A 19,679-nucleotide genomic window follows, 5' to 3' on the forward strand; every position below is an offset into this window, starting at 1 on the left:
GAGGACGAGGCGACCGGCCGACCCGGTGGGGTGGTCAGCGAGGCCATGCCGCCGCCAGTTCGGCCAGTTCGCCGATCTCGATGACCGTCACACCGGGCACCATCGGCGGCCGGTCGCCGGAGGAGGCTCCGACCCAGACACAGACCACCTGGTCAAAGCGCCGCCGCACCGAGGCGACGCTCGACAGGGCGGTCCGTGCCCCGGTGACCAGGATCAATGCCCCACCCGAGCCCGCGCGGCGTACCGCGTCCACCGGCGTCTCCGCGTCGGCCGTCCGCTCGACCAGGGCCAGCCGGTCCAGCACCTCCTCGGCCTCCTCGGCGCCGCCCTTGGCGGACAGCAGCTCGCCGGCGCCGGTCAGCAGCCGCACCGGGAAGCGGCGGCGGCTCGCCGACCAGGCGACCGACGCGGCCGCGTCCACCGCCAGCTCGAACTCGTCGTCATCGCCGTAGGAGTCGGTGCGGGTGTCGAGGATCGTGGTCGTGTACGGCAGGCTGACGTCCTCGAGCTCCTTGACCATGAGGGTCCCGGTACGCGCCGTGGACCGCCAGTGGATGTGCCGCAGGTCGTCGCCGATCACGTAGTCGCGGACGCCGTTGAAGGTGATCGTGCCGCTCGGCGAGCGGGAGGCGGAGCCGTCGAGGTGGCGCTGCCGGCCGGAATTCAGCGGCTCCAGCGGCACCGTGCGCGGCCGGACCAGCAGCAGGTCCGCCTGGCCGTACGAGGTCGTGCGCCGGGCCAGGCCGAACGGGTCGGCCCGGTCGAGCCGCAGCGGGCCCACCGGGGTCTCGCCGCGCCTGCGGGTGGGCAGCCGGTACGACACGGTTCCGGTGGAGTTCCTGGCCAGGGGCGGTACGCCGACCACGATCGCGGTGTCCCGGCAGGTGTCGTGGGCTTCGAGGGCGTCGCGGCGCCAGCGGCCCCTGTTCGTGACGCGCAGCATCGCGATGGCGGCCTCGCCCCTGGCGACCTTGACGGGTGTGACCTCGCGGCGTACCTCCAGGCGTGGCCGGCGCAGCGTCCACAGCAGACCGGCGCCGACGGCGGCGATCCCGCCGGCCGACAGCGCGCCCGCCTGCTGGTAGCCGAGCGGTGCCGCCACGGCGTACAGCAGCACGGAGGCGGCCAGGGTGCCCCAGCCCGCTCTGGTGATCATTCGCACTCCCAGAGGGGGGCGGCGGGGAATCCCCCCTTCGGGGTGTCCATCAGCACGTCGTTCAGCCAGCCGCTGCCCGCGCTGGACTCCACCTTGTTCCAGACGTCGCTGCTCATGCCGGTGTCGGTGTCGGTGTAGCCCGCGCCCTTGGTCTGGCAGATCACGGTCATGGTGATGTACACGCCCTGGGGGATGCGGCCGGCCTCCGCCCCCGCCGAGGGGCCGGACCGGATCAGGGTGTCCCTGTTGTCGTTGTGCGCGTTGCGGAACTGCGCCGACGGCGGCTGCAGCCCGGCCTTGGCCTCGGCGCGCTCCTGGCCCTCGCCGGCGCCGTTCTTGGCGCGCAGGGTCCAGGTGTAGTCCTGGCCGTTCTTCAGGCCGGTCACCTCCGCGCTGGTCCCGTCGAGTGTGCCCGGGTGCTGGCCGGGGCCTTCGAGTACGTAGCTGACGCCGCCGTCCTTGGCGTTGTCGGGGGCCGACCAGGTGAGGTCGGCGCCGTGGTTCTTGCCCTTGGCCTCGAAGCTCGCCGGTCTGCCCGGGGCGACGCAGGGGCGTACCGGGATGGTGGGGTCGGAGACGGACTCGCCGCCGTCGTACTGGGCCGCGACGCGGAAGGTGTACTCCTGGTCGCAGCGGCCTCCGGTGACCCGGAACTGGAAGGGGCCGTCGGAGCGCACGCGGTCCGGGGTCACGTTCGCGCTGTCCGGGGCGCCCTTGAGCGTGTAGCCGGTGGCCTTGCCCTGGCTCGACGGGGTGAACACGATCTCCATCCAGCCGGGTCCCGAGTTCGCTGTCACAGTGCCCGGCGGTCCGGGGGTCTGCGTCGGTGTGGGGGTGGGTGTCGGGGTTGGGGTAGGCGTCGGGGTGCTGGTCGGGGGCGGGCTGGGGGTCTCCGAGCGCTTCGTCGTGGTGGGTTTCGGGGTACGCGTGACCGTCACCGTCGGCCGTGCCGTGGGCTGGGTGGTCTGCCGGGTCGGGACGGTGGTCGGGAGCGCCATGGTGGGCGTGCTGGTGGGTACGGGCAGCGGAGTCGGGGTGTCCTTCTGACCGAGCGCCTCGTCGTACTTGCCGACCCGGTGCGCCCGGCCGTCCTGCTCCACGACCAGCGCGGTCTCGCTGAACTGGTCGTTGACCCAGAGCAGGCCGTCCTTGACGAACACCTCCAGCGGCCCCGCCTTACCGGTGATCACCTTCTCCGCGTCGAACCTCTTGGCCACCGTGTCGTACACGATGAGCCGCCCGGTGCTCTCATCTGCGATGTAGACGCGGCGGCCGAGAGCCTGCGGCGCCCCGAGCTTGCCGCCCTTCACCGACACGGTGCTGAGCGCGCCGCTCGCGGTGTCCACGAGCACCAGCGCGCCCTGCTTGGGCGCGAGCATCGGGACGATCGTGGCCTCGGCGACGGCGGGCATCAGCATGCCGCCGCGCCCGGCCTCGGTCACCGTGCTTGGCAAGCTCACCGTGAGCCGCGTACCGGTCGAGCCGATGACCATCGCCGACGCGGCGGCGGAGTTGGTGACCAGCGGTACGCCGTCCGCCATGGTCAGCGTGAGCGGGTCACCCGGCTCGCCCACGGTCACGGCCTTGCCCTGCTGGGCGCCGTTGATCTGGACCAGCGTGCCCTCTTCCGGAACCGGCACCCAGAGGGTTCCGTTCTTGTCGATGCCCGCCTGGCCGAGCGGGCCCTTGAGCGTGATCGCGGCGCCGATCGTGTCCACGGTCAGGGGGTTCACCTGCTGGACGGTGCCCGCCTTCGGGTCGATCGCGTACGCTTTGCCCGCACCCATGACCAGCTGTACCCCGCCGGCGCCCAGGCTCTTGGTCTGGGCGACTTCGAGCTGGGTGGGGTCGATGCGGCTGACCTGGCCGGTCGACTCGTCGACGACCAGCACGCTGTTGCCGTCCTGGACCACCTTGAGCTCGTCGCCCTTCGCGGCGGCCAGATCCACGCGGCCGTCGAGCTGGCCGGACAGGCCGTTGGCGTGGACGACCTCACCGTTGAGCGCGCTGGCGAGCCACGCGCCGATGTCGGCGAGCTTGGGCCGGGCGCTGGACACACCCGTACCCAGGAAGAACCCGATGCCCGTGAGCGCGGCGACGACCGCGAGCGCGACGAGGCCCGCCATTCTCCGCCGTGCCGCCTTCTGCCACCGAATGGCCACCAAATTCACATCCCGCGACATTTGCGCACATGCATACCCGCCGACACCCTAGAGCGGCGTGATCGGCTGGGGGCACTCTTCAAACAACCTCGAAGTGTCGGTCAGGTCGTGCCCCGGCGCCGCTCGTCGATGGCCCGCATGCGCTCGTCCATCGACGATTCGAAGGACTCGAGGACCTGGCTGAACCGGTCGTCGAGCTCCCGCTGGGTCGGTATCGACTCGCCGAGTGTGTCGGCCATGACCTCCCTGGCCTTCCTGTCGGCTTCGTCCTGCGCCTGCTGGGCGGCCCGCAGCAGCTCCTCGGCGAGCTTCTGGCTGTCCAGGCGCATCGCGCGCGGGGCGATGACCAGCTCGACGAGCCGCCCGTTGGCGCCGGCGGCCACCCGCACCTGCCCGTCCGCGCCGGTGCCCTGGCCGACGACCACGTCGACCTCCTTGCGGACCTCTTCGACGCGAAGCAGCATCTGCTCCGCCTGGGCGGTGATCCGTTCGAGGTCTTCGGGGCGGAATTCCGCAGCGTCCATGCGGGGATGATCGCCGACACTTCACCTGCGGCGGCGATATTTCGGGAAAAGTGGAAGCGACGGCAGGTGCCGGAGGCCCGGCTTCGCGAAAGAGCTACGCGAGGATCTCGCGCAGCCGCGTTACGCGAGGAGTTCGCGGAGTGAGGCCGCGTACGCCCTGGGGTGCGAGGTGTTGCCGTTGTGCCCACCCGGGAAGTGCACGAGGTCGGTGCCGAGCAGCCGCGCCAACTCCTCGGCGCATCGATAGTCGAAGACCGTGTGCGGCGTGGCGCGACCGGCGACGGGCACGATCGGGGTGCCCTTCAGCGTGGCCGGGTCCAGCCGGTCGGCGATGATCGCCGTCCAGTCGTGCTCCACGAAATAGCCGAAGTTGGCGATCCGCTGCTCGGTCATCGGCTGTGGGGTCAGGTCCGGCTCGATGTCCTTGGCGGCGAGGTCGATGCCGAGTGTCCTGCTGATCTCCTTGAGCAGGGCGGGCAGGCCGTCGCGCTGGTAGATCTCCTGCCCCTCGGCCAGTTCCCGCCGGTGGCCGAGGCCCTCGTCAGGGGGGAGCACCCACGGCGCCACGGGCTCGTGCGCGATCAGCCTGCTCAGCCGGCCGCTCGCCACTAGATGCAGCCCGATGGTGGCGCCGAAGCTCATGCCCAGCATCGTCACCGGCTCGCCGGTCAGGTGGTCGAGCAGGCGCAGTACGTCGTCGGCGTGCTCCTCGACGGTCGCGCCCCGGGCCGGGTCGTCCAGGGTGCTGCGCGAGAGGCCGCGCCGGTCGTACGTGATCACCGTGTGGTCGGCGACGAGCCGGTCCACGAGGTCGACGCTGCGTCCGGCGTCACCCTCGCCGCTCTGCGAGATCAGCAGGACGGGGCCGGTGCCCCGTACCTCGAAGTAGAGGTGCGCGCCGGCCACCCGCAACATGCCAGTTTTCATGGCACTCACACTAATGCATCAAGAAAGATGTATCAAGAATGATGGATTTCTTCCCAGGGCATGCCCTCGAAGTAGCCGATCAGCCGGCCCATCGCCGCCTCGTCCACCTTCAGCGTCAGATCGTCGACCTGCCCCACGGCCACGACGCCGTGCGAGTTCGTCAGGAACACCGTCTCGAAGTCCGGCAGATCCGCCACCCGCAACACCCGGCTCTCGTACGGCACGCCCGCCTGAGTCAGCCCCGCCTCCATGAGCTGCATCGTGATGCCGTGCAGCATGGGCGCGTCCGGCCAGATCACCCGGGTGCCGTCGAAACAGCCCAGATTGGTGATCGAACCTTCGGAGATCACCCCGTCGTCCGCGGTGAGCAGGGCCTCGTCGAAGCCCGCGGCCTGCACCTTTCGCCCCAGGTAGCCCTGGGGGAAGCCGCCCAGGTGCTTGACGTGCGGGAGAAAGCGCTGGTAGCGGACCGATTTGAGGCTGCGCGGGGTGGTGGCGACCTCGACGGGAGGCTTGGCGGTCACCAGTACGTGCAGGCGGGCGACCTCGCACACGTAGACCCGTACGGACGCGTCGGGCGCGGCCGCCGGCCGCTGGTCCAGGCCCAGGGCCGACCTGATGGAGTCGACCACGAGCCCACGGTCGAGCGGGCGGCCGAACAGCTCCTCGGTGGCCCGGTCGAGCCGGTCGAGGTGGCGGTCGAGGCCGCGTACCCGGCCCTGTCTGACCTGCATCGCGGTGAAGTGCCCGTATCTCGCCGAGACGGCCAGCGTCACCTCCGGCGCCTCGGCGAGCCTGCCGTCGATCACGGTGCGTTCTATGTCGATCAACTCCCTCGTACGGCTAACGGCTGAGCGTCCTGGGGATGAGGCGCCGGGCCAGCTCCTCCAGCATCTCGACCGTCTCGGCGATGTCGTGCCGATCGTCGGTGTCGAGGGCCGCGGCCACGGCGTCATCCACCGGCGCGGCACGTACCTCCGACAACCGCGCCGAAACCTGCGGCGACTCCCTGATCAGGGAGCGCCGCCGGTCGCGGGGGTCGGTCATGGTCTCCAGGGCGCCCACGGTCTTGAGCCGCGCGACGGCGGCGGAGACGGCGCTCTGCGGCAGGCCGGTGCGGGCCGCCACCTCGCCTACGGAGGTGTCGGGGTGCTCCCGGATGTCGCTCACCACGATGAGGACGGTCCGGACGCTGGTGGAGTGCTCGCCGATGCCCTCGGTGGGCATGGCCTCCTCGCCGATCTTCATCAGCGTCCGCCCGAGCAGGAACAACTCGACCCCGTTCACCTCAGGCACGATACAGCTGAACGGGGGCGGGCTGGATCTACGGTGCTCACGAGGTCCCAGGTGACGGTCCGTTGTGGCTGGTGTCCCTTGGGAGGGACCCCCTCCGGGGGAGAGGAAGGCAGCGGTCCGTTGTGGCTGGCGTCCCTTGGGAGGGATACCCCCTCCGGTGTCCCTAGGGAGGGAGGCCCCCTTCGGGGAGAAGGAGACGGCGGTCCGTCGTGGCTGGGAGTTCCTAGGGACTTGCCCCCGTCCAAGGAGAGGAGGAAGGGAGCAGAGGTTCCTGGAAAGGCCCCCGTTCGGGGGAGCGGAGGAACGGAGGCCGGCGGGTGTTCGTGGTCAGCGGCATCCTCGGGCGTACCAGTTGAGATAGGCGACGCAGAGCAGCGTAGAGCCCATGGGGGCCTCGACGGCGTGATCCACGTACACCGCCTGCGCGTGCGGGAACAGGGCGCTGTCCCCCCGGGCCACCGGCATGAAGCGGGGCGCCTGGAGATACTGGCCGGCCGGGGCCAGGCCGCCGCCACCGTCCACCAAGACGAAGGTGGTGGCGACGCCGTTGTCCGTGGTCGCCAGGTTCTTGGTGTACGTGCGGGCGAAGCGCCCCAGGTCCCGGTCCTGGAAGCCGAGGCCCCAGCGGTGGGCGACGGCGGCGAACTCGACGTCGATCCCGCCGTGGCTCAGGTCCTCCATCTGCTGCGCGCCCTTGGGTGGCGTGCCGTACGACGGGGTCCACTCGGAGATGTTCTCGGCCTTGGTATAGCCGCTGTAGAGCTTGCCGAAGGTCGGCCAGTACGGCCAGACGTAGGCGTCGTCGGCGTCGGTACGCAGGTCGCCGGCGAAGCCGCGGGCCAGGCGGCGGGTGCGGTCGCGGAAGGTGGGATCCCCGGTGGCGGCGGCCAGTTCGGCGTAGGTCTGGCCCAGGCCGAGGCTCTGGTTGTGAGGCTGCTCGACGCCGTCGTACGGGACGGGCATGCCCTTGAGCCAGATGAAGTAGCCGAGCCCGGCGTCGGTCCGTACCCACTCGGGGTCGTGCACCGCCGCCGCGGCCTTGACCGCGGTGAGGTATTCGGCGGCCTTGCTCCGGTAGCGGGGGTTGGCGCGCAGGCGCGGGTTCTGGTGGACGAGCCGGACGAACGAGGCGAGCGGATAGGTGATCATGCCGGTGTGCACGGTGAAGATCGCCGGTGCGGCGGCCGGCTTGGCCGTGCCCAGCACGGGCATCGCGCTTCCCGACGGGGACGGGCGCAGGTCCTTGGCCGTGACCATGTTCGGCGACGGGTAGGCGTCGAAGATCCGCCGCACCGCGTAGTCGGGGCTGGTCGGGTCCATCGACAGCTCGGCGAAGGTGGACGTCCGGTTCTTCTTGGGGTTGGCCACCTCTAGGGTGAACCGGCCCTCGACGCTGCCCGCCCGTACGGTGGCCACCGCGTCGTTCACGTTGGTCAGGGCCGTGCGCACCTCGAGCAGCGGCTGCCCGGCCGCGTCCAGGAGGCTAACGCCGCCCGCCGTGTAGCTGAGGTTGCGCCAGGCGGGCAGCGACAGACCTCGGTAGTCGGTGACGCCGCGCTCGGAGTCGCGCTGGGCGAGCACCAGGTCGGCGTTGTGGATGAGCCGGTCCAGGTAGTAGGTGTCGCGGTAGGCCTCGTACATCCTGATGTAGGCGGCGAGCACGTACGACGCGCCCCAGCCCAGGCCGCCGACCTCGTTGGTGTCGGTCGGCTGGCCGACGGCGCCGCTCTCGTGGAAGGTCTTGTCGAACAGGTCGAACGTCTCGCGGGAGGTGTAGTCGTGGCCCGCCGCGCGTGCCGTGCCCGGCATCGCGCTCAGGGCTCCTACGGCCAGCGCGCCCAGCGTCAACTGCCTGCGTGTCAACATCGGTGGAAAACCTCCGGGGGGGTGGTGCGCGGTGTCAGCCTTTTACCGCACCGCTCATGCCTTCGAGTACGTGACGTTGCATGATCATGAAGAAGACGACGACCGGCACGATCGAGATCACGGTGCCGGCCGCGAGGCTGCGGACGTCGGTGCCGGTGATGCCGGCGAGGTAGGCGATCCCCAGCGCGATGGGGTAGAGCGCGGAGTCCTTCAGGACGACCATCGGCCAGATGAAACTGTTCCAGACCGAGATGAAGCCGAAGACGCCGAGGATGGCCAGGGTGGGACGGGCGGCGGGGAGCATCACGTGCCAGAAGATGCGCAGCTCGTGGCAGCCGTCGGTCCTGGCGGCGTCCACCACCTCGCGGGGCACCCCGGCGAACGTCTGCCGTAACAGGAAGATCCCGAAGGCCGAGAGCAGCCCCGGCAGGATCACCCCCAGGTAGCTGTCGGCCATCCCGATCTGGGAGACCACCAGGAACCTGGGCAGCAGCATGACCTCGCCGGGCATGAACATGGTGGCCAGGATCGCGAAGAAGATCACGCTCCGGCCGCGGAAATTCATCAGCGCCAGCGGGTAGGCGCACAGCGCCGACACGAGGATGTAGGCCGGCACCATCACGACGACCAGGAGCGTCGAGTTGAGCAGGTAGCGCGGGAACGGGATGGCCGTCCACGCCTCCTTGGCCCAGGTGAGCACCGGCGGGCGGGGGATGATGTCGGGCGGGAAGGAGAAGACGGCCTGGCCGGACGGCTTCAGCGCCGCCGACAGCAGGATCAGGAACGGGCCGACGAACACCAGGGCGATCGCGCTGAGCAGGACGTACATGCCTGCCCGGCGCATCCACCAGCCGAGTCTGGGGGTCAATGCCCGACCTGCTTTCCCCTGGTGAGCCGGTAGTTGAGGAGGGCCATGACGATCAGCAGGGCCCACAGGACGAGCCCGACGGCGCTGGCGTAGCCCATGTCGTACTTCTCGAACGCCTCGGACCAGATGTAGTAGCCGAGCATGAGCGTGGCGTCCTGCGGCCCGCCCTTGGTCATGACGAAGACGGTGGTGAAGGCCTGCATCGCGTCCAGCATGGTCATCGTGATGGTGACCGCGATGTAGGGCATCATGAGCGGCACGGTGATGCTCCGCATCCGGCGCCAGGCGCTCGCGCCGTCCACCCTGGCGGCCTCGTACAGATTCGCCGGGATCGTCTGGAGGCCCGCGAGGTAGATCATCATGTAGACGCCCATGCTCTTCCAGCCCTCCACGAGGATCAGCGCCGGTAGCGCCCAGGCGGGGTCGAGCAGGTACTGGATCGGCTCGTCGAGGACGCCGAAGCCGGTGAGCAGCCAGTTGAGCACGCCCTGCTGGTGGAAGACGTAGTTCCAGGCCACCGCCACCGCGACCATCGAGGTCACGACCGGCAGGTAGTAGAGCATCCGGAACGTCCTGATGCCCGGCAGCTTCTGGTTGACCAGGACGGCCAGCGGCAGCGGGAGCACGACGAGCAGCGGGAACAGCCCGATAAGAAACACCAGCGAGTTACGCAGGGCCGTCCAGAATCGGGCGTCGCCGATGATCTTGACGAAGTTGTCCACCCCGGTGAAGACGGGCGGGGTCACCCCGTCGTAGTCGGTGAACGAGAGTTGCAGCGCGGTGATCGCCGGCCAAGCGAAGAAGACGCCGAACAGCACCAGGGCCGGGATCGGGAAGAGGTACGGCGTGTACCAGCGCTGCCCTGGGATCCGGCTGGTGGTCATCGGCGTCACATCCCTTGGATTGCCAATAGTGCCGACCTAAGAATCGATAAGGGCTGGCCAGAATTTGGCCGCAGCTTATAGACGGTCCATCGAGAGCGTCAAGGTGCCCGGTCTTGACGGTCCGCGCCTCGGACTGGCATGGTGCCGAAAGAACGTATTAAGGACGGCCATATTCTGGCGGAGGTACGCGGTGATGAAGAGAAGTGCCTTAGCGACAGGCGTGCTCGCGCTGGCCCTCGTGACGTCCGGCTGCGTCGCCGGCACGTCGGGCGGCTCCGCCGCGGTGGCCGACGACCAGCCCTTCGAGGGCGAGGTCGAGTTCTGGACGATCAACCTCAAGAAGAACTACAGCGCCTACATCGACGGGCTGATCGCCCAGTACCAGAAGGACCACCCCAAGGTCCGGATCAACTGGGTCGACGTGCCGGGCCAGGACATCGCGACCAAGATGCTCGCGGCGGTCGCCAGCGGTGACGTCCCGGACGCGGTCAACCTCGCCTCCACCGACATCGGCAGGTTCGTCCCGTCGCTGAGCCCGCTCGACGACGCGTTCAAGCCCGCCGACCTCGCCGACTTCCAGCCCAACCTGGTCGAGCCGCTGCGCGTGTCGGGCAAGCTGTACGCCGTGCCCTGGTACAACGGCGGCACCCCGGTGGGCATCTACCGCAAGTCCGTCGTCGCCAAGGCCGGCTTCGACGGCACGACCCCGCCGAAGACGTACGACGAGGCGCTCGCCCTGGCCGACAAGGTCTACGAGAAGACCAAGGTCTACGGCACCAACGACATCCCCGGCATCAACACCGCCAGCGTGCTGCGCTACTACGGCGTCGAGCTGCTGTCGGCCGACAAGAAGAAGGCCGCGTTCAACACCCCGGAGGTCGCGGCGCTCCTCGACCGGTTCAAGCAGAGCTACGACAAGCACGGCATCGCGCCAGGAGCCGTCTCCAAGGACGTACGCAACTTCCCGCAGAGCCTGGACAACGGGCAGCTCGCCCTGTCCGCGAGCACGTTCGCGGCGACGCTGCTCAACATCCAGAAGAACGCCCCGGACGTCTACAAGGACCTGCTCATCACCGAGCCCGTCCAGACGAAGACCGGCGGTTACCTGCTCCTGGCCCAGCAGACCTTCGCCATCCCGAAGGCGTCCAAGCACCAGCGGGCCGCGGCCGAGTTCATCAAGTTCTTCACCAACGGGGCCAACCAGCTCGCCTTCTGCAAGCTCGTGCCCATCTATCCCTCGACGATCTCCTCGACGAAGGACGCCTTCTTCGCCGGCGGTGGCGGTGACGACCCCATGGACCTGGCCCGCCAAGTGATCGTCAAGGGGCTGCCGAAGCTCGAGTACACCCCGCTCGGCACGCCCAAGGACACCGAGCTGGGCGAGTCGCTGGCCGAAGAGGTCAGGGCCTTCCTCCAGGGCTCCAAGAGCGCCAAGGAGGCGCTCGACGCCGCCGAGAAGGAATGGAATGACGCGCTTGCCTAAGCTCAGAATCGGGATCGTCGGAGCGGGGATCATGGGCCGGGGCCACGCCGAGGTCCTGTCCGCCCATCCCGAGGTCGAGATCACGGCGGTCGCCCGGCGGGCCCTGGAACACGCCCAGGACGCGACCGTCTACCCCGGCTACCGGGAGCTGCTCGCCTCGGGCACGGTGGACGCCGTGTCGATCACCACGCCCGACCACCTGCACGCGGACGTCATGGTGGCCGCCGCGGAGGCGGGTGTGCACATCCTGGTCGAGAAGCCGTTCACGACGACCGTCGAGGACGCCGACCGCTCCGTCGCCGCGATCCGGCGGGCGGGCGTGACCGCGATGTGCCTGTTCAACCACCGCTGGGTGCCCGCGTACGCGCAGGCCAAGCAGCAGATGGAGCTGATCGGCGAGCCGGTCGTGGGCTACGCCCGCAAGGACGACACGATTTACGTGCCCACCGAGATGATCGGCTGGGCGGATGAGACGACCTGCGCCTGGTTCCTGTCCAGCCATGACATCGACCTGCTCACCTGGCTGTACGACGACCAGGTGGCCGAGGTCTACGCCACCGCCCGCCACGGCAAGTTGCGCGGCCTGGGCATCGACACCCCCGACGCGATGCAGATCCAGGCCCGCTTCTCCCGAGGCGCGGTCGCCACCTTCGAGTCGGCCTGGATCTACCCCAACACCTTCCCGACCATGGTGGACAGCTACGTCACCGTGGTCGGCGAGTCGGGCGTCATCCAGCTCGACCGGCAGAAGGAGAACATCCAGCTCGCCACCGAGAAGTCCTACACCTACCCGCGGAACATGCTCCAGCGGGTGGTCCACGGCGTACCGGCCGGCGCCTACCGCGACGCGATCCACCACTTCGTCGACTGCGCCCGCACCGGCGCGGAGCCGCTGATCAGCGTGGAGAGCTCGCGGCACGTGACCGCCGTACTCGCCGCCGCGCACGAGTCCGCCCGCACGGGATCGCCGGTGAGGCTCTGATGCCTTCCGAAAAAGCGCCTGTTGAGAAGGCGCCGCACGTCGATCCCGTGCGGATGCAGCACATCACCGACGAGGCGCTGCTCGAAGCACTCGGGGCGCCAAGCGTCGCCGCAGCCAGGCCCTGGCGCCGGCCGCGGCCGGTACCGGCGGCCCTCGGCTCGGCGGGCGCGGGCGATCTGCACGGGATCGAGGTCGACTTCCTGGACAAGGGTCACGGCCGTTCCCAGCTGTACGGCTTCCACTACCTGAGGTGGATGACCCCGCTGATCACGGCCTACGCCGAGACCGGCGACCCGCGCCACGCCGCCGAGTGGGACCGGTTGTTCCGCCAGTGGTACGCCTCGCGTGACCTGGTCCAGGGCGACTGGCCGGGCCTCGACGTGGTCTGGTACTCCCTCGGGGTCCGCGCCCGCGCCATGTACGTCACCGAGGCGCTGGCCGTCTTCGCCGACGAGCCCGCGCTGAGCGACGACTGCTGGCTGGAGATGATGAAGACGGTGCTCGGCGGCGCCCGGTGGTCCGCCGAGGAACACGACGCCTTCCGGCACGGCAACTGGCAGTTCGTCACCGCCTGCGAGCTGCTCCACACCGCCAGGGTGTTCGCCGATCTGCCCGAGGCGGCGCTCTGGGCCGAGATCGCCATGGCGCGGGTCCTGGAGCACCTGGAGCAGGACGTACGCGCCGACGGCGGGCATCACGAGCGATCTCCCGGCTACCACGACATGTGCCTGGGGAGCGTCGACAGGGCCGCGGCGGTCGAGCCGGAGCTGTCCCGGCATCCCCGCTATTTGGCCATGCGGCACTGGCTGGAGGTCCTGGCGACGCCGGGCGGCTGGGTGCCGCATCTGCAGGACAGCGGTGTGGTCTGGCCCGAGCTCGGCCGGCCGGTCGAGGAGTCGTACAACCTGGAAGCCAGCGGGTACGCGACCTTCCGGGCGGGCGGCTTCCACACCGTGGTCAACTACGGGCCTTACGTGGGGCACGAACTGGAGCCGCACAGCCACCACGCGGCGCTCGACTTCGTGCTGTCCGGGTGGGGCGTGCCGCTGGCCTGGGAGGCGGGCGGGCCGCCGTCCTACGATGACCCTCTTTACTACGACTGGTACCAGGCGACCAGGGCGCACAACACGCTGCTAGTCCCCGGCGAGGAGTACACCGAGGACCGCCGGGCGGCCTGCGACGTCTTCTCGGTCTCGCCCGAGGCGGACGTCTTCGCCGGGCACCACCACGGCTACGGCAAACGGCACGACCGCCGGATCGTCTTCGTCAAGGGCGAGTCGCCGTACTGGGTGATCACCGACCGGATCGACACGGAGGCGATCTGGCAGCTGCACGGCCTGTCGCCGTGGGTGGAGCGCGACGGCGGGTACGCCGGCACACGCGGGCCGGGCATCCTCGTGGTGCCGCTGGAACCGCCGGACGAGGTCCTGTACGGCAGCGGTCCCGCCCGGATCCCGGACCCCGCCACCAGAACCGCGGCGTACGGCGAGATCCACTCGCTCGGCCTGCGCCGCCATGACGGCCGATTCACCGTCGGGATCTTCCCCTACCGCGACGAACTCCCCAAAGTCCCACTCCCCAAAGTCCCACTCCCCAAAGTCCCACTCCCCAAAGTCCCACTCCCCAAAGTCCCTCTCCCCAAAGTCCCCGAAGATTGGATGGTTCATGCTGATCGACGCTGACGCGATGCTCGGCCGCTACCCGCGCAGGGATGTCGGCACGGGCTCGATCACGGAGGCGATGGCCAGGATGGACCGGTTCGGCATCGCCGAGGCCATGGTCAGCCACACCCTCTCGTGGCTGCACGATCCGGCGACGGGCAACAGGGAGCTGCTCGACCTGGTCGCGGACGAGCCCCGGCTGCATCCGTGCTGGGTGATGCTCCCCGACACCTGCGGGGAGACGGGCACGGCCGCCGAGTTCGTGGCCGCCGCGCTGGACGGCGGCGTACGCGCCGTCCGCGCCTATCCCGCCGATCACGGCTACGACCTGGCCGGGCGGGACGCCGCCACGATGCTCGGCGCCATCGCCGAGGCCGGGCTGCCGCTGCTCGTGGACGCGCCGCAACTCGGCTGGCCCGCCCTGGAGTCGGTCGCCGCCAGGCATCCCGGCCTGCCCGTCGTCGTCGGCGGGCTCGGTTACCGCCTGCTCAGGCAGGCCGCCGGGGTGCTCGCCCGTACGGACAACGTCTACATCGGGCTGGCCAACCTCTCCTCGCACTGCGGGCTGGAATGGCTGGTCGACCGGTACGGGGCGGGCCGCGTGGTCTTCGGCACCGGGGCGCCGCTCAGGGATCCGGCGGAGGCGGTCACCCGGCTGATGTGGGCCGAACTGGACGACGACGCCGTGGCCACGATCGGCTCCGGCACCCTGCACGGACTGCTGCCGCTGGCCGCCCGGTGAACGCGCCCATGCCCGGTGCCGGCGGCTCGGCGTCCGCTGTCGGTGGCTCGGTGAACGCTGGTGGCTCGGTGAACGCGCTCACGTCCGCGCTGTGGGAGCGGCGTCCGCAGACCAGCGTGCGGATCGTCGACGCGCACGCCCACGTCGGCCCGTACAGCCTCTTCTTCATCCCCGACGCGGGATCCGACGGCATGGTCAGGGTGATGGACAGGTGCGGGGTGTCGCACGCGGTCATCTCCAGCCACCTGGCCATCCAGCTGGACGCCGCGGCGGGGAACGCGGCGACGGCCGAGGTGGTCGGCCGCGCGCCGGACCGCTTCACCGGCTACCTCACCGTGAACCCCTGGCAGGACCCCGCCGGAGAGCTGGAGATGTGGGGTGCCGACCACCGGTTCGGCGGCATCAAGCTCCACCCCGACCTGCACGACTATCCGCTCACCGGTGGCCGATACGCCCCGGTGTGGGAGTTCGCGCAGCGCACGGGCTGCCCGGTGCTCACGCACACCTATGACGGCTCGCCGTACAACGACCTGCCCATGGTGGACGAGGTCGCGGCCCGTTACCCCGACGTGGTGATACTCGCCGGGCACGCCGGCGCCACGCCGAATGGGTTCGACGCGGCGATAGAGGTGGCACAGCGACGTTCTGGCGTCGTGCTCGAGGTGTGCGGGTCCTTCAACAGCGGCTCCGACATAGCCAGAATGGTGAGAGAGGTGGGAGCGGGCCGGGTGGTCTACGGGTCCGACTTCCCGTTCATTGATCTACGGATGTCGCTGGGACGGGTAATCTTCAGTGGCCTCACTGAGGAGGACCGAGCCGCCGTGCTCGGCGGCACGATGACCCGCCTGCTTCAGTGGAGATCCGGACGGGAGTGATCAAGATCATGGATCGGCTGCGTTCCGAGACGCGGTCCAGGGTGGCGATCGGGATCGTGGGGCCGAACGATCTCGTCCAGCAGATCATGATGATCGGGGCCGAGCTGCCCGCCGCCGCCGACTGGCGGCTGGTCGGCGCGTCACACGCGGAGGAGCACGAGACCTACGAGAAGTTCTCGAAGATCTCCGACAGCATCGACGTGGTGCTGTTCACCGGGCCGCTCCAGCACGACCTGGCCAGGCAGACGGGCGAGCTGCCCGTTCCGGCGACGTTCGTACCGATGAGCGGGGCCAGCCTGTACGCGAGCCTGCTGCGCGGCGTGCTCACCCACGGCCTCGACCCGGCTCGGGTCAGCATCGACTCGCTGCTCGCGGCCGACGTCGAAGAGGCCTACGGGGAGATCGGCGTCAGTACGGCGGAGGTCCACCTGTCGGAGTACGACCAGCCGGAGTCGGCCCGCGGCTTCATCGAATTCCACGAACGGCTCTACCGGCAGGGCGCCACCACCGCGGCGCTGACCACGATCAGGAGCGTGGCCACCAAGCTGACCGCAGCCGGGGTGCCGGTGCTGCGCATGCTGCCCACGTCCCACACGCTGCGCGTCGCGCTCAACACCGCCGCCCTGCTCGGCACGGGCAGCCGGCTGGAGGACGCGCAGATCGCCATCGTGGTGGTCGAGCTGGCCGCCTCGGCCAGGCCCAGCTATTCGGGGCCGGGCAACTACTGGCAGCAGGAGCTCAAGCTGTCGCTGCACCAGGCATTGCTGGCCGACGCCCGGCTGATGGGCGCGACCGTGGTGCCGCGCGACGAGAACAGCTACGTGGTGACCACCACGCTCGGCGCGCTGCGCCAGGCGACCGAGGGGTTCAGGGTGGCGCCGTTCATGGACCGGATCCTCGCGGACATCGGCGTCGCGGCCGAGGTCGGCATCGGCCTCGGCGGCACCGCCCGCGACGCCGACGCCAACGCGCTGGTCGCGGTGGAGAAGGCACGCAACGCCGGCGCCGCGGCGGCGTACCTGGTCAGCGGGGACGGCACCGCGCTCTCGCTGCCGGTACGCCGGCGCCGCCAGCCCGAGACCGGTCCGGTGGCCACCACCAAGGCGGCCAAGCTGCTGGACCGGCTGGTCGAAGGGCTCGGCGACGGCCCCGACGCGATGGTGGTCGACGCCGAGATCGTGGCCGACGTGCTGGCCATCGCGCCGCGCAGCGCCCGCCGGGTGCTGCAGAGTCTGGCGGAGGAGGGGCTGGCCTGGCCGATGCCACCCGTCAAGGGCACACAGGCCGGGCGGCCCCGCCAGCCGTACCGGCTCGTCAAGGCTTAGGCGTACGCGGGCCTGTCGCTCAGCTGTACGTGTGGGCCTGTCGTCGCTCAGGCGTCGCCGAGGCGGACGCGGGAGCCGTACCCCTCCAGCAGCCTGTCGTTGTACGCGTCACCGCCGGGTGTGTTGGCGGACCTGAAGACGGGCGGGGCTTGCCCGGCAGCCAGGAAACGGCCGGCCACCTCGGCGACCAGGAGCTGGGCGATCAGCACGCCGGTGAGGTTCGAGACCGGGCAGATGGCGCCGCCGTCGGGCAGGGGCAGGGCCGCGTCTCCGTACGGGGCGCCGTTGTCGATGACCACGTCGGCCAGGTCGGCCAGCCGCTCGTCCACGGAGAGCTCGGCGGTGTGGGCGCGTGAGGTGATGGCGATGACGCGGTGCCCACGCGTCCTGGCCAGGCGGGCCATCTCCACGATGGACGCGTTGCCACCGGAGTTCGAGATGATCACGAAGACGTCCTCCGGCCTGATGTCGGCCAGCTCCCAGATGCGCAGCGCGAGACCCGGCTCACGCTCGATCTTCGGGTCGAGGATGTCCCGCGGCGAGGCGTCACCGTAGTAGGCGACGTCGCGGATGCCGAGCTGATTGGCCGGCACCAGGCCACCGGCCCGGCCCACGAGCTCGAGCGCGACCGACCTCGAATGACCAGTGCCGAAGGCCTGCAGCACTCCGCCCGCCCGCAGCGCCGCGAAGATCAGACCACCGGCCTCTTCGATCACGGACCGCTCCGCGTCGAGCACCCGGTTTACTGCGTTTCGTGCGGTTTCGGCGTACGCGTTCTGGTCGATCAAGATTCCTCCAGGAGGTGTCGTGCGGTCTCGGCGAGCAACTCGGCGCTGCCCGGGGCCACCGGGCTGGCCAGCACCTCATACTCGGTCCGCTGGTAGGCGTCGATCGTGGGCAGGTAGCCGGGATAGCCATTGACGTAGCCCAGGACCACCACCGGCTCCCGGTGATCTGGGGCGCGCAGGCTCTCGGCGACGGCGAGGAACGGCTCGCCGGGCAGCCCGACCATGGCGAGCCCGCCGAGACGAGCGGCGTGCACGGTCACACCGATCGGGGCTGGAAGAGCGCTGGGCGCGGCCACGCCCTCCGGCCCGCTGCGTGCCCGTACGCCTTCCAGCCTGCTGCGGGCCAGGCGGGTGGCGACCGGGTCGCCTGCGGCCAGCGCCGCCTCGTAGTCGGCGGTGAGCGCCGCTGGGTCGGCCGCCACGGAGGCGGGCTGGAGCGTCAGGCGCCGCTCGGCCGAGGAGATCCGCGAATCCGCCGACCAGCCCTGGGCTGCCGGCCCGGCGAGCAGCTCGGTGCAGCGATCCGCGACGGCCGCGCCGAGCCGGTCGAGCTCGGCCGTGTCCTGGCCCCGCCGGGTGTGCCGGGTGCTGATGTCGCCGGCCGCGCCGGTGGCGACCACGACCCACACGTCCTCGCCGAGCGTTTCCCGCAGGCTCCGGCGTACGGCCCCCACCAGGTCAGCGCTGGTCAGACGGTTCGCCGCAGGCAGCACGGTGGGGTGGACGGGCAGCACCACCAGGACTCCGGCGAGCCCATCTGCTCGGATGGCGACCAGGTCGAGCGGCACCACTGCCTCCGCCGACGGCCTGCTCCGGTCGGCGCCGACGCCGCGTAGCTCGCCGTGGTGCACCGTGCCCGCGCACGGCCGCTCGCCGTCGATCGCCTGGCGTACGGCGGCCTGGGTCGCCTCGGCGATCCGGTCGAGCCACGGCTGCGGCGTCGGCCCGCCGCCCGGCACGCAGCCGGTCTCGGGCCCAGCATGCGTATGGCTGGCGGCGAGCCACAGCTCGCAGCCCGCCAACTGCCTGGCTCGCCGGGCCAGATCCTCGTTGACGCAGATGGCGTCGGCGGTGGCCAGCGCGAAGCGGCGCTCTCCATCGAACCAGGTGACCGCGCTGACCTCCAGCGGGTCGAGCCGACCGGTGGACGGCCCGGGGCGGTCGAGGTAGCCGCCCATCGGAGTGCCGTCCGGCACGGTGAACTCGACTCTGCCGTATCCCACTCTCATCGCCGTACCGTCCTGATCATCGTGTTGTAGCGGCCGGGGTCATCGGCGGCGGCCAGCAGGGCGGCGCCCGCCAGACTGTCACCCGTGGGGGGCCACAGGCGGGCCTGGGGCAGCCGCCGCGCCAGCTCGGCCTCGAACCCGGCACGCAGCACGGGGTCGCGTAACAGGCGGCCGGTCCACGCGACGGGCACCGTGGCACCTGCCGGGAAACAGCGGGCGGCGGCGGCCACCGTGCTCGCCAGCTCGCGGCCCGCCTCCTCGACGATGGCACGGGCCGTAGGGTCTTCGGTCAGCTCCAGGACGTGTACGGCGAAGCGCGCGACCCGCGCCACCGCGTCCGGAGCCAGGTAGAGCTTCGCGGGGAGCTCGGCGAGATCGCCGAAGACGGCGCGGGCGCTCGCGGTGAGCGGGCCCGACGCGGACCGGCCGTCGAACCCTCGGTAGGCCGCGTCGAGCCCGCGCCGACCGATCCAGAACCCGCTGCCCGCGTCGCCGTAGAGGTAGCCCCAGCCATCCACCTGCCGGATCTCGCCACCCACGCCCGCGCCCGGACCCATACCGAGGGCGATGGCGCCGGTGCCCGCGGCCAGCACCACACCCGGCCCGCCGGAGAACGCGCCCGCGTGCGAGGTGACCACGTCGGTGGTGATCAGCACGCGCCGGGCCATCGTGAGGAGGCGGGCGGCCAGCTTGTCCGGATCGTCCAGGATCGTGGTCAACCCCAGGCAGATCGTGTCGACCTCACCCCAGCCCGCCCCGATCCGGTCGAGGACGGCCTCGACCGGTGAGCCTTCCGCGTAAGACAGGCCAGGGACCTCCCGAACCTCCCGGATCCGTCCGGCCACCGCCAGGCCCAGCCGCAGCCCCGTCTGGCCGCCGTCGATCGCCACATCCATCTTGGGCCTCACTCC

Annotated in this window: 18 protein-coding genes; 6 read left to right on the top strand and 12 right to left on the bottom strand. The window is 70.5% G+C overall.

Going from position 1 to position 19,679, the window contains the following annotated elements:
- Positions 1–34 precede the first annotated feature (34 nt).
- The 9 genes from AB0J16_RS09910 to AB0J16_RS09950 all read right to left on the bottom strand — a co-directional run bounded on the left by AB0J16_RS09910 (position 35) and on the right by AB0J16_RS09950 (position 9,683).
- A complete protein-coding gene (locus AB0J16_RS09910) occupies positions 35–1,156 on the bottom strand; it encodes a DUF58 domain-containing protein (RefSeq protein ID WP_358536681.1) in 1,122 nt (373 codons plus the stop codon).
- A complete protein-coding gene (locus AB0J16_RS09915) occupies positions 1,153–3,282 on the bottom strand; it encodes a hypothetical protein (protein ID WP_358536683.1) in 2,130 nt (709 codons plus the stop codon). The genes AB0J16_RS09910 and AB0J16_RS09915 overlap by 4 nt, the downstream gene beginning before the upstream one ends.
- A 137-nt stretch (positions 3,283–3,419) precedes the next feature.
- Positions 3,420–3,842 carry a YbaB/EbfC family nucleoid-associated protein gene (locus AB0J16_RS09920; protein WP_358536685.1) on the bottom strand — a complete coding sequence of 141 codons (423 nt, stop codon included), beginning with the start codon at positions 3,840–3,842 and terminating at the stop codon, positions 3,420–3,422.
- Positions 3,843–3,962: 120 nt separating this feature from the next.
- Positions 3,963–4,769 (bottom strand): alpha/beta hydrolase, encoded by an 807-nt coding sequence (locus AB0J16_RS09925; protein ID WP_358536687.1) that lies wholly within the window; start codon positions 4,767–4,769, stop codon positions 3,963–3,965.
- Between the two features lie 32 nt (positions 4,770–4,801).
- Positions 4,802–5,599: an aminotransferase class IV gene (locus tag AB0J16_RS09930; RefSeq protein WP_358536689.1), complete on the bottom strand. Its 798-nt coding sequence runs from the start codon at positions 5,597–5,599 to the stop codon at positions 4,802–4,804.
- A gap of 13 nt (positions 5,600–5,612) precedes the next feature.
- Entirely contained in the window at positions 5,613–6,056 is a 444-nt protein-coding gene (locus tag AB0J16_RS09935; RefSeq protein ID WP_358177505.1) for a MarR family transcriptional regulator, read from the bottom strand.
- Between the two features lie 336 nt (positions 6,057–6,392).
- The gene (locus AB0J16_RS09940) at positions 6,393–7,931 is read right to left on the bottom strand and encodes a hypothetical protein (protein ID WP_358536692.1); all 1,539 of its coding nucleotides are present in this window, start codon (positions 7,929–7,931) and stop codon (positions 6,393–6,395) included.
- A gap of 34 nt (positions 7,932–7,965) precedes the next feature.
- Positions 7,966–8,799, bottom strand: coding sequence for a carbohydrate ABC transporter permease (locus tag AB0J16_RS09945; protein WP_358536694.1), 834 nt, complete (start codon positions 8,797–8,799; stop codon positions 7,966–7,968).
- Positions 8,796–9,683 (bottom strand): sugar ABC transporter permease, encoded by an 888-nt coding sequence (locus tag AB0J16_RS09950; RefSeq protein WP_358536696.1) that lies wholly within the window; start codon positions 9,681–9,683, stop codon positions 8,796–8,798. Before AB0J16_RS09950 ends, AB0J16_RS09945 begins: the two co-directional genes overlap by 4 nt.
- 193 nt (positions 9,684–9,876) lie before the next feature.
- Here AB0J16_RS09950 and AB0J16_RS09955 point away from each other — a divergent pair, with 193 nt between their 5' ends.
- The 6 genes from AB0J16_RS09955 to AB0J16_RS09980 all read left to right on the top strand — a co-directional run bounded on the left by AB0J16_RS09955 (position 9,877) and on the right by AB0J16_RS09980 (position 16,751).
- A complete protein-coding gene (locus AB0J16_RS09955) occupies positions 9,877–11,166 on the top strand; it encodes a sugar ABC transporter substrate-binding protein (protein ID WP_358536698.1) in 1,290 nt (429 codons plus the stop codon).
- Complete coding sequence (locus tag AB0J16_RS09960) at positions 11,150–12,148, top strand: Gfo/Idh/MocA family oxidoreductase (protein ID WP_358536700.1); 999 nt, start codon at positions 11,150–11,152, stop codon at positions 12,146–12,148. Before AB0J16_RS09955 ends, AB0J16_RS09960 begins: the two co-directional genes overlap by 17 nt.
- The gene (locus AB0J16_RS09965; protein WP_358536702.1) at positions 12,148–13,830 is read left to right on the top strand and encodes a heparinase II/III family protein; all 1,683 of its coding nucleotides are present in this window, start codon (positions 12,148–12,150) and stop codon (positions 13,828–13,830) included. Before AB0J16_RS09960 ends, AB0J16_RS09965 begins: the two co-directional genes overlap by 1 nt.
- Positions 13,814–14,551, top strand: coding sequence for an amidohydrolase family protein (locus tag AB0J16_RS09970; RefSeq protein WP_358536704.1), 738 nt, complete (start codon positions 13,814–13,816; stop codon positions 14,549–14,551). Before AB0J16_RS09965 ends, AB0J16_RS09970 begins: the two co-directional genes overlap by 17 nt.
- Before the next feature lie 68 nt (positions 14,552–14,619).
- On the top strand, positions 14,620–15,426 hold the full coding sequence (locus AB0J16_RS09975; protein ID WP_358536706.1) for an amidohydrolase family protein: 807 nt from the start codon (positions 14,620–14,622) through the stop codon (positions 15,424–15,426).
- Positions 15,405–16,751, top strand: a complete 1,347-nt coding sequence (locus AB0J16_RS09980; protein ID WP_358536708.1) for a transcriptional regulator — start codon at positions 15,405–15,407, stop codon at positions 16,749–16,751. The genes AB0J16_RS09975 and AB0J16_RS09980 overlap by 22 nt, the downstream gene beginning before the upstream one ends.
- Positions 16,752–16,798: 47 nt before the next feature.
- Here the strand turns inward: AB0J16_RS09980 and AB0J16_RS09985 are convergent, their stop codons facing one another.
- The 3 genes from AB0J16_RS09985 to AB0J16_RS09995 are packed head-to-tail and all read right to left on the bottom strand — an operon-like array spanning position 16,799 to position 19,664.
- Entirely contained in the window at positions 16,799–17,539 is a 741-nt protein-coding gene (locus tag AB0J16_RS09985; protein ID WP_358536710.1) for an SIS domain-containing protein, read from the bottom strand.
- Entirely contained in the window at positions 17,536–18,768 is a 1,233-nt protein-coding gene (locus AB0J16_RS09990; protein ID WP_358536712.1) for a hypothetical protein, read from the bottom strand. The genes AB0J16_RS09985 and AB0J16_RS09990 overlap by 4 nt, the downstream gene beginning before the upstream one ends.
- Positions 18,765–19,664: a BadF/BadG/BcrA/BcrD ATPase family protein gene (locus AB0J16_RS09995; RefSeq protein WP_358536714.1), complete on the bottom strand. Its 900-nt coding sequence runs from the start codon at positions 19,662–19,664 to the stop codon at positions 18,765–18,767. Before AB0J16_RS09995 ends, AB0J16_RS09990 begins: the two co-directional genes overlap by 4 nt.
- Between the last annotated feature and the right edge of the window lie 15 nt (positions 19,665–19,679).

This window comes from Nonomuraea sp. NPDC049750 (assembly GCF_040659625.1).
Taxonomy (GTDB): Bacteria; Actinomycetota; Actinomycetes; order Streptosporangiales; family Streptosporangiaceae; genus Nonomuraea.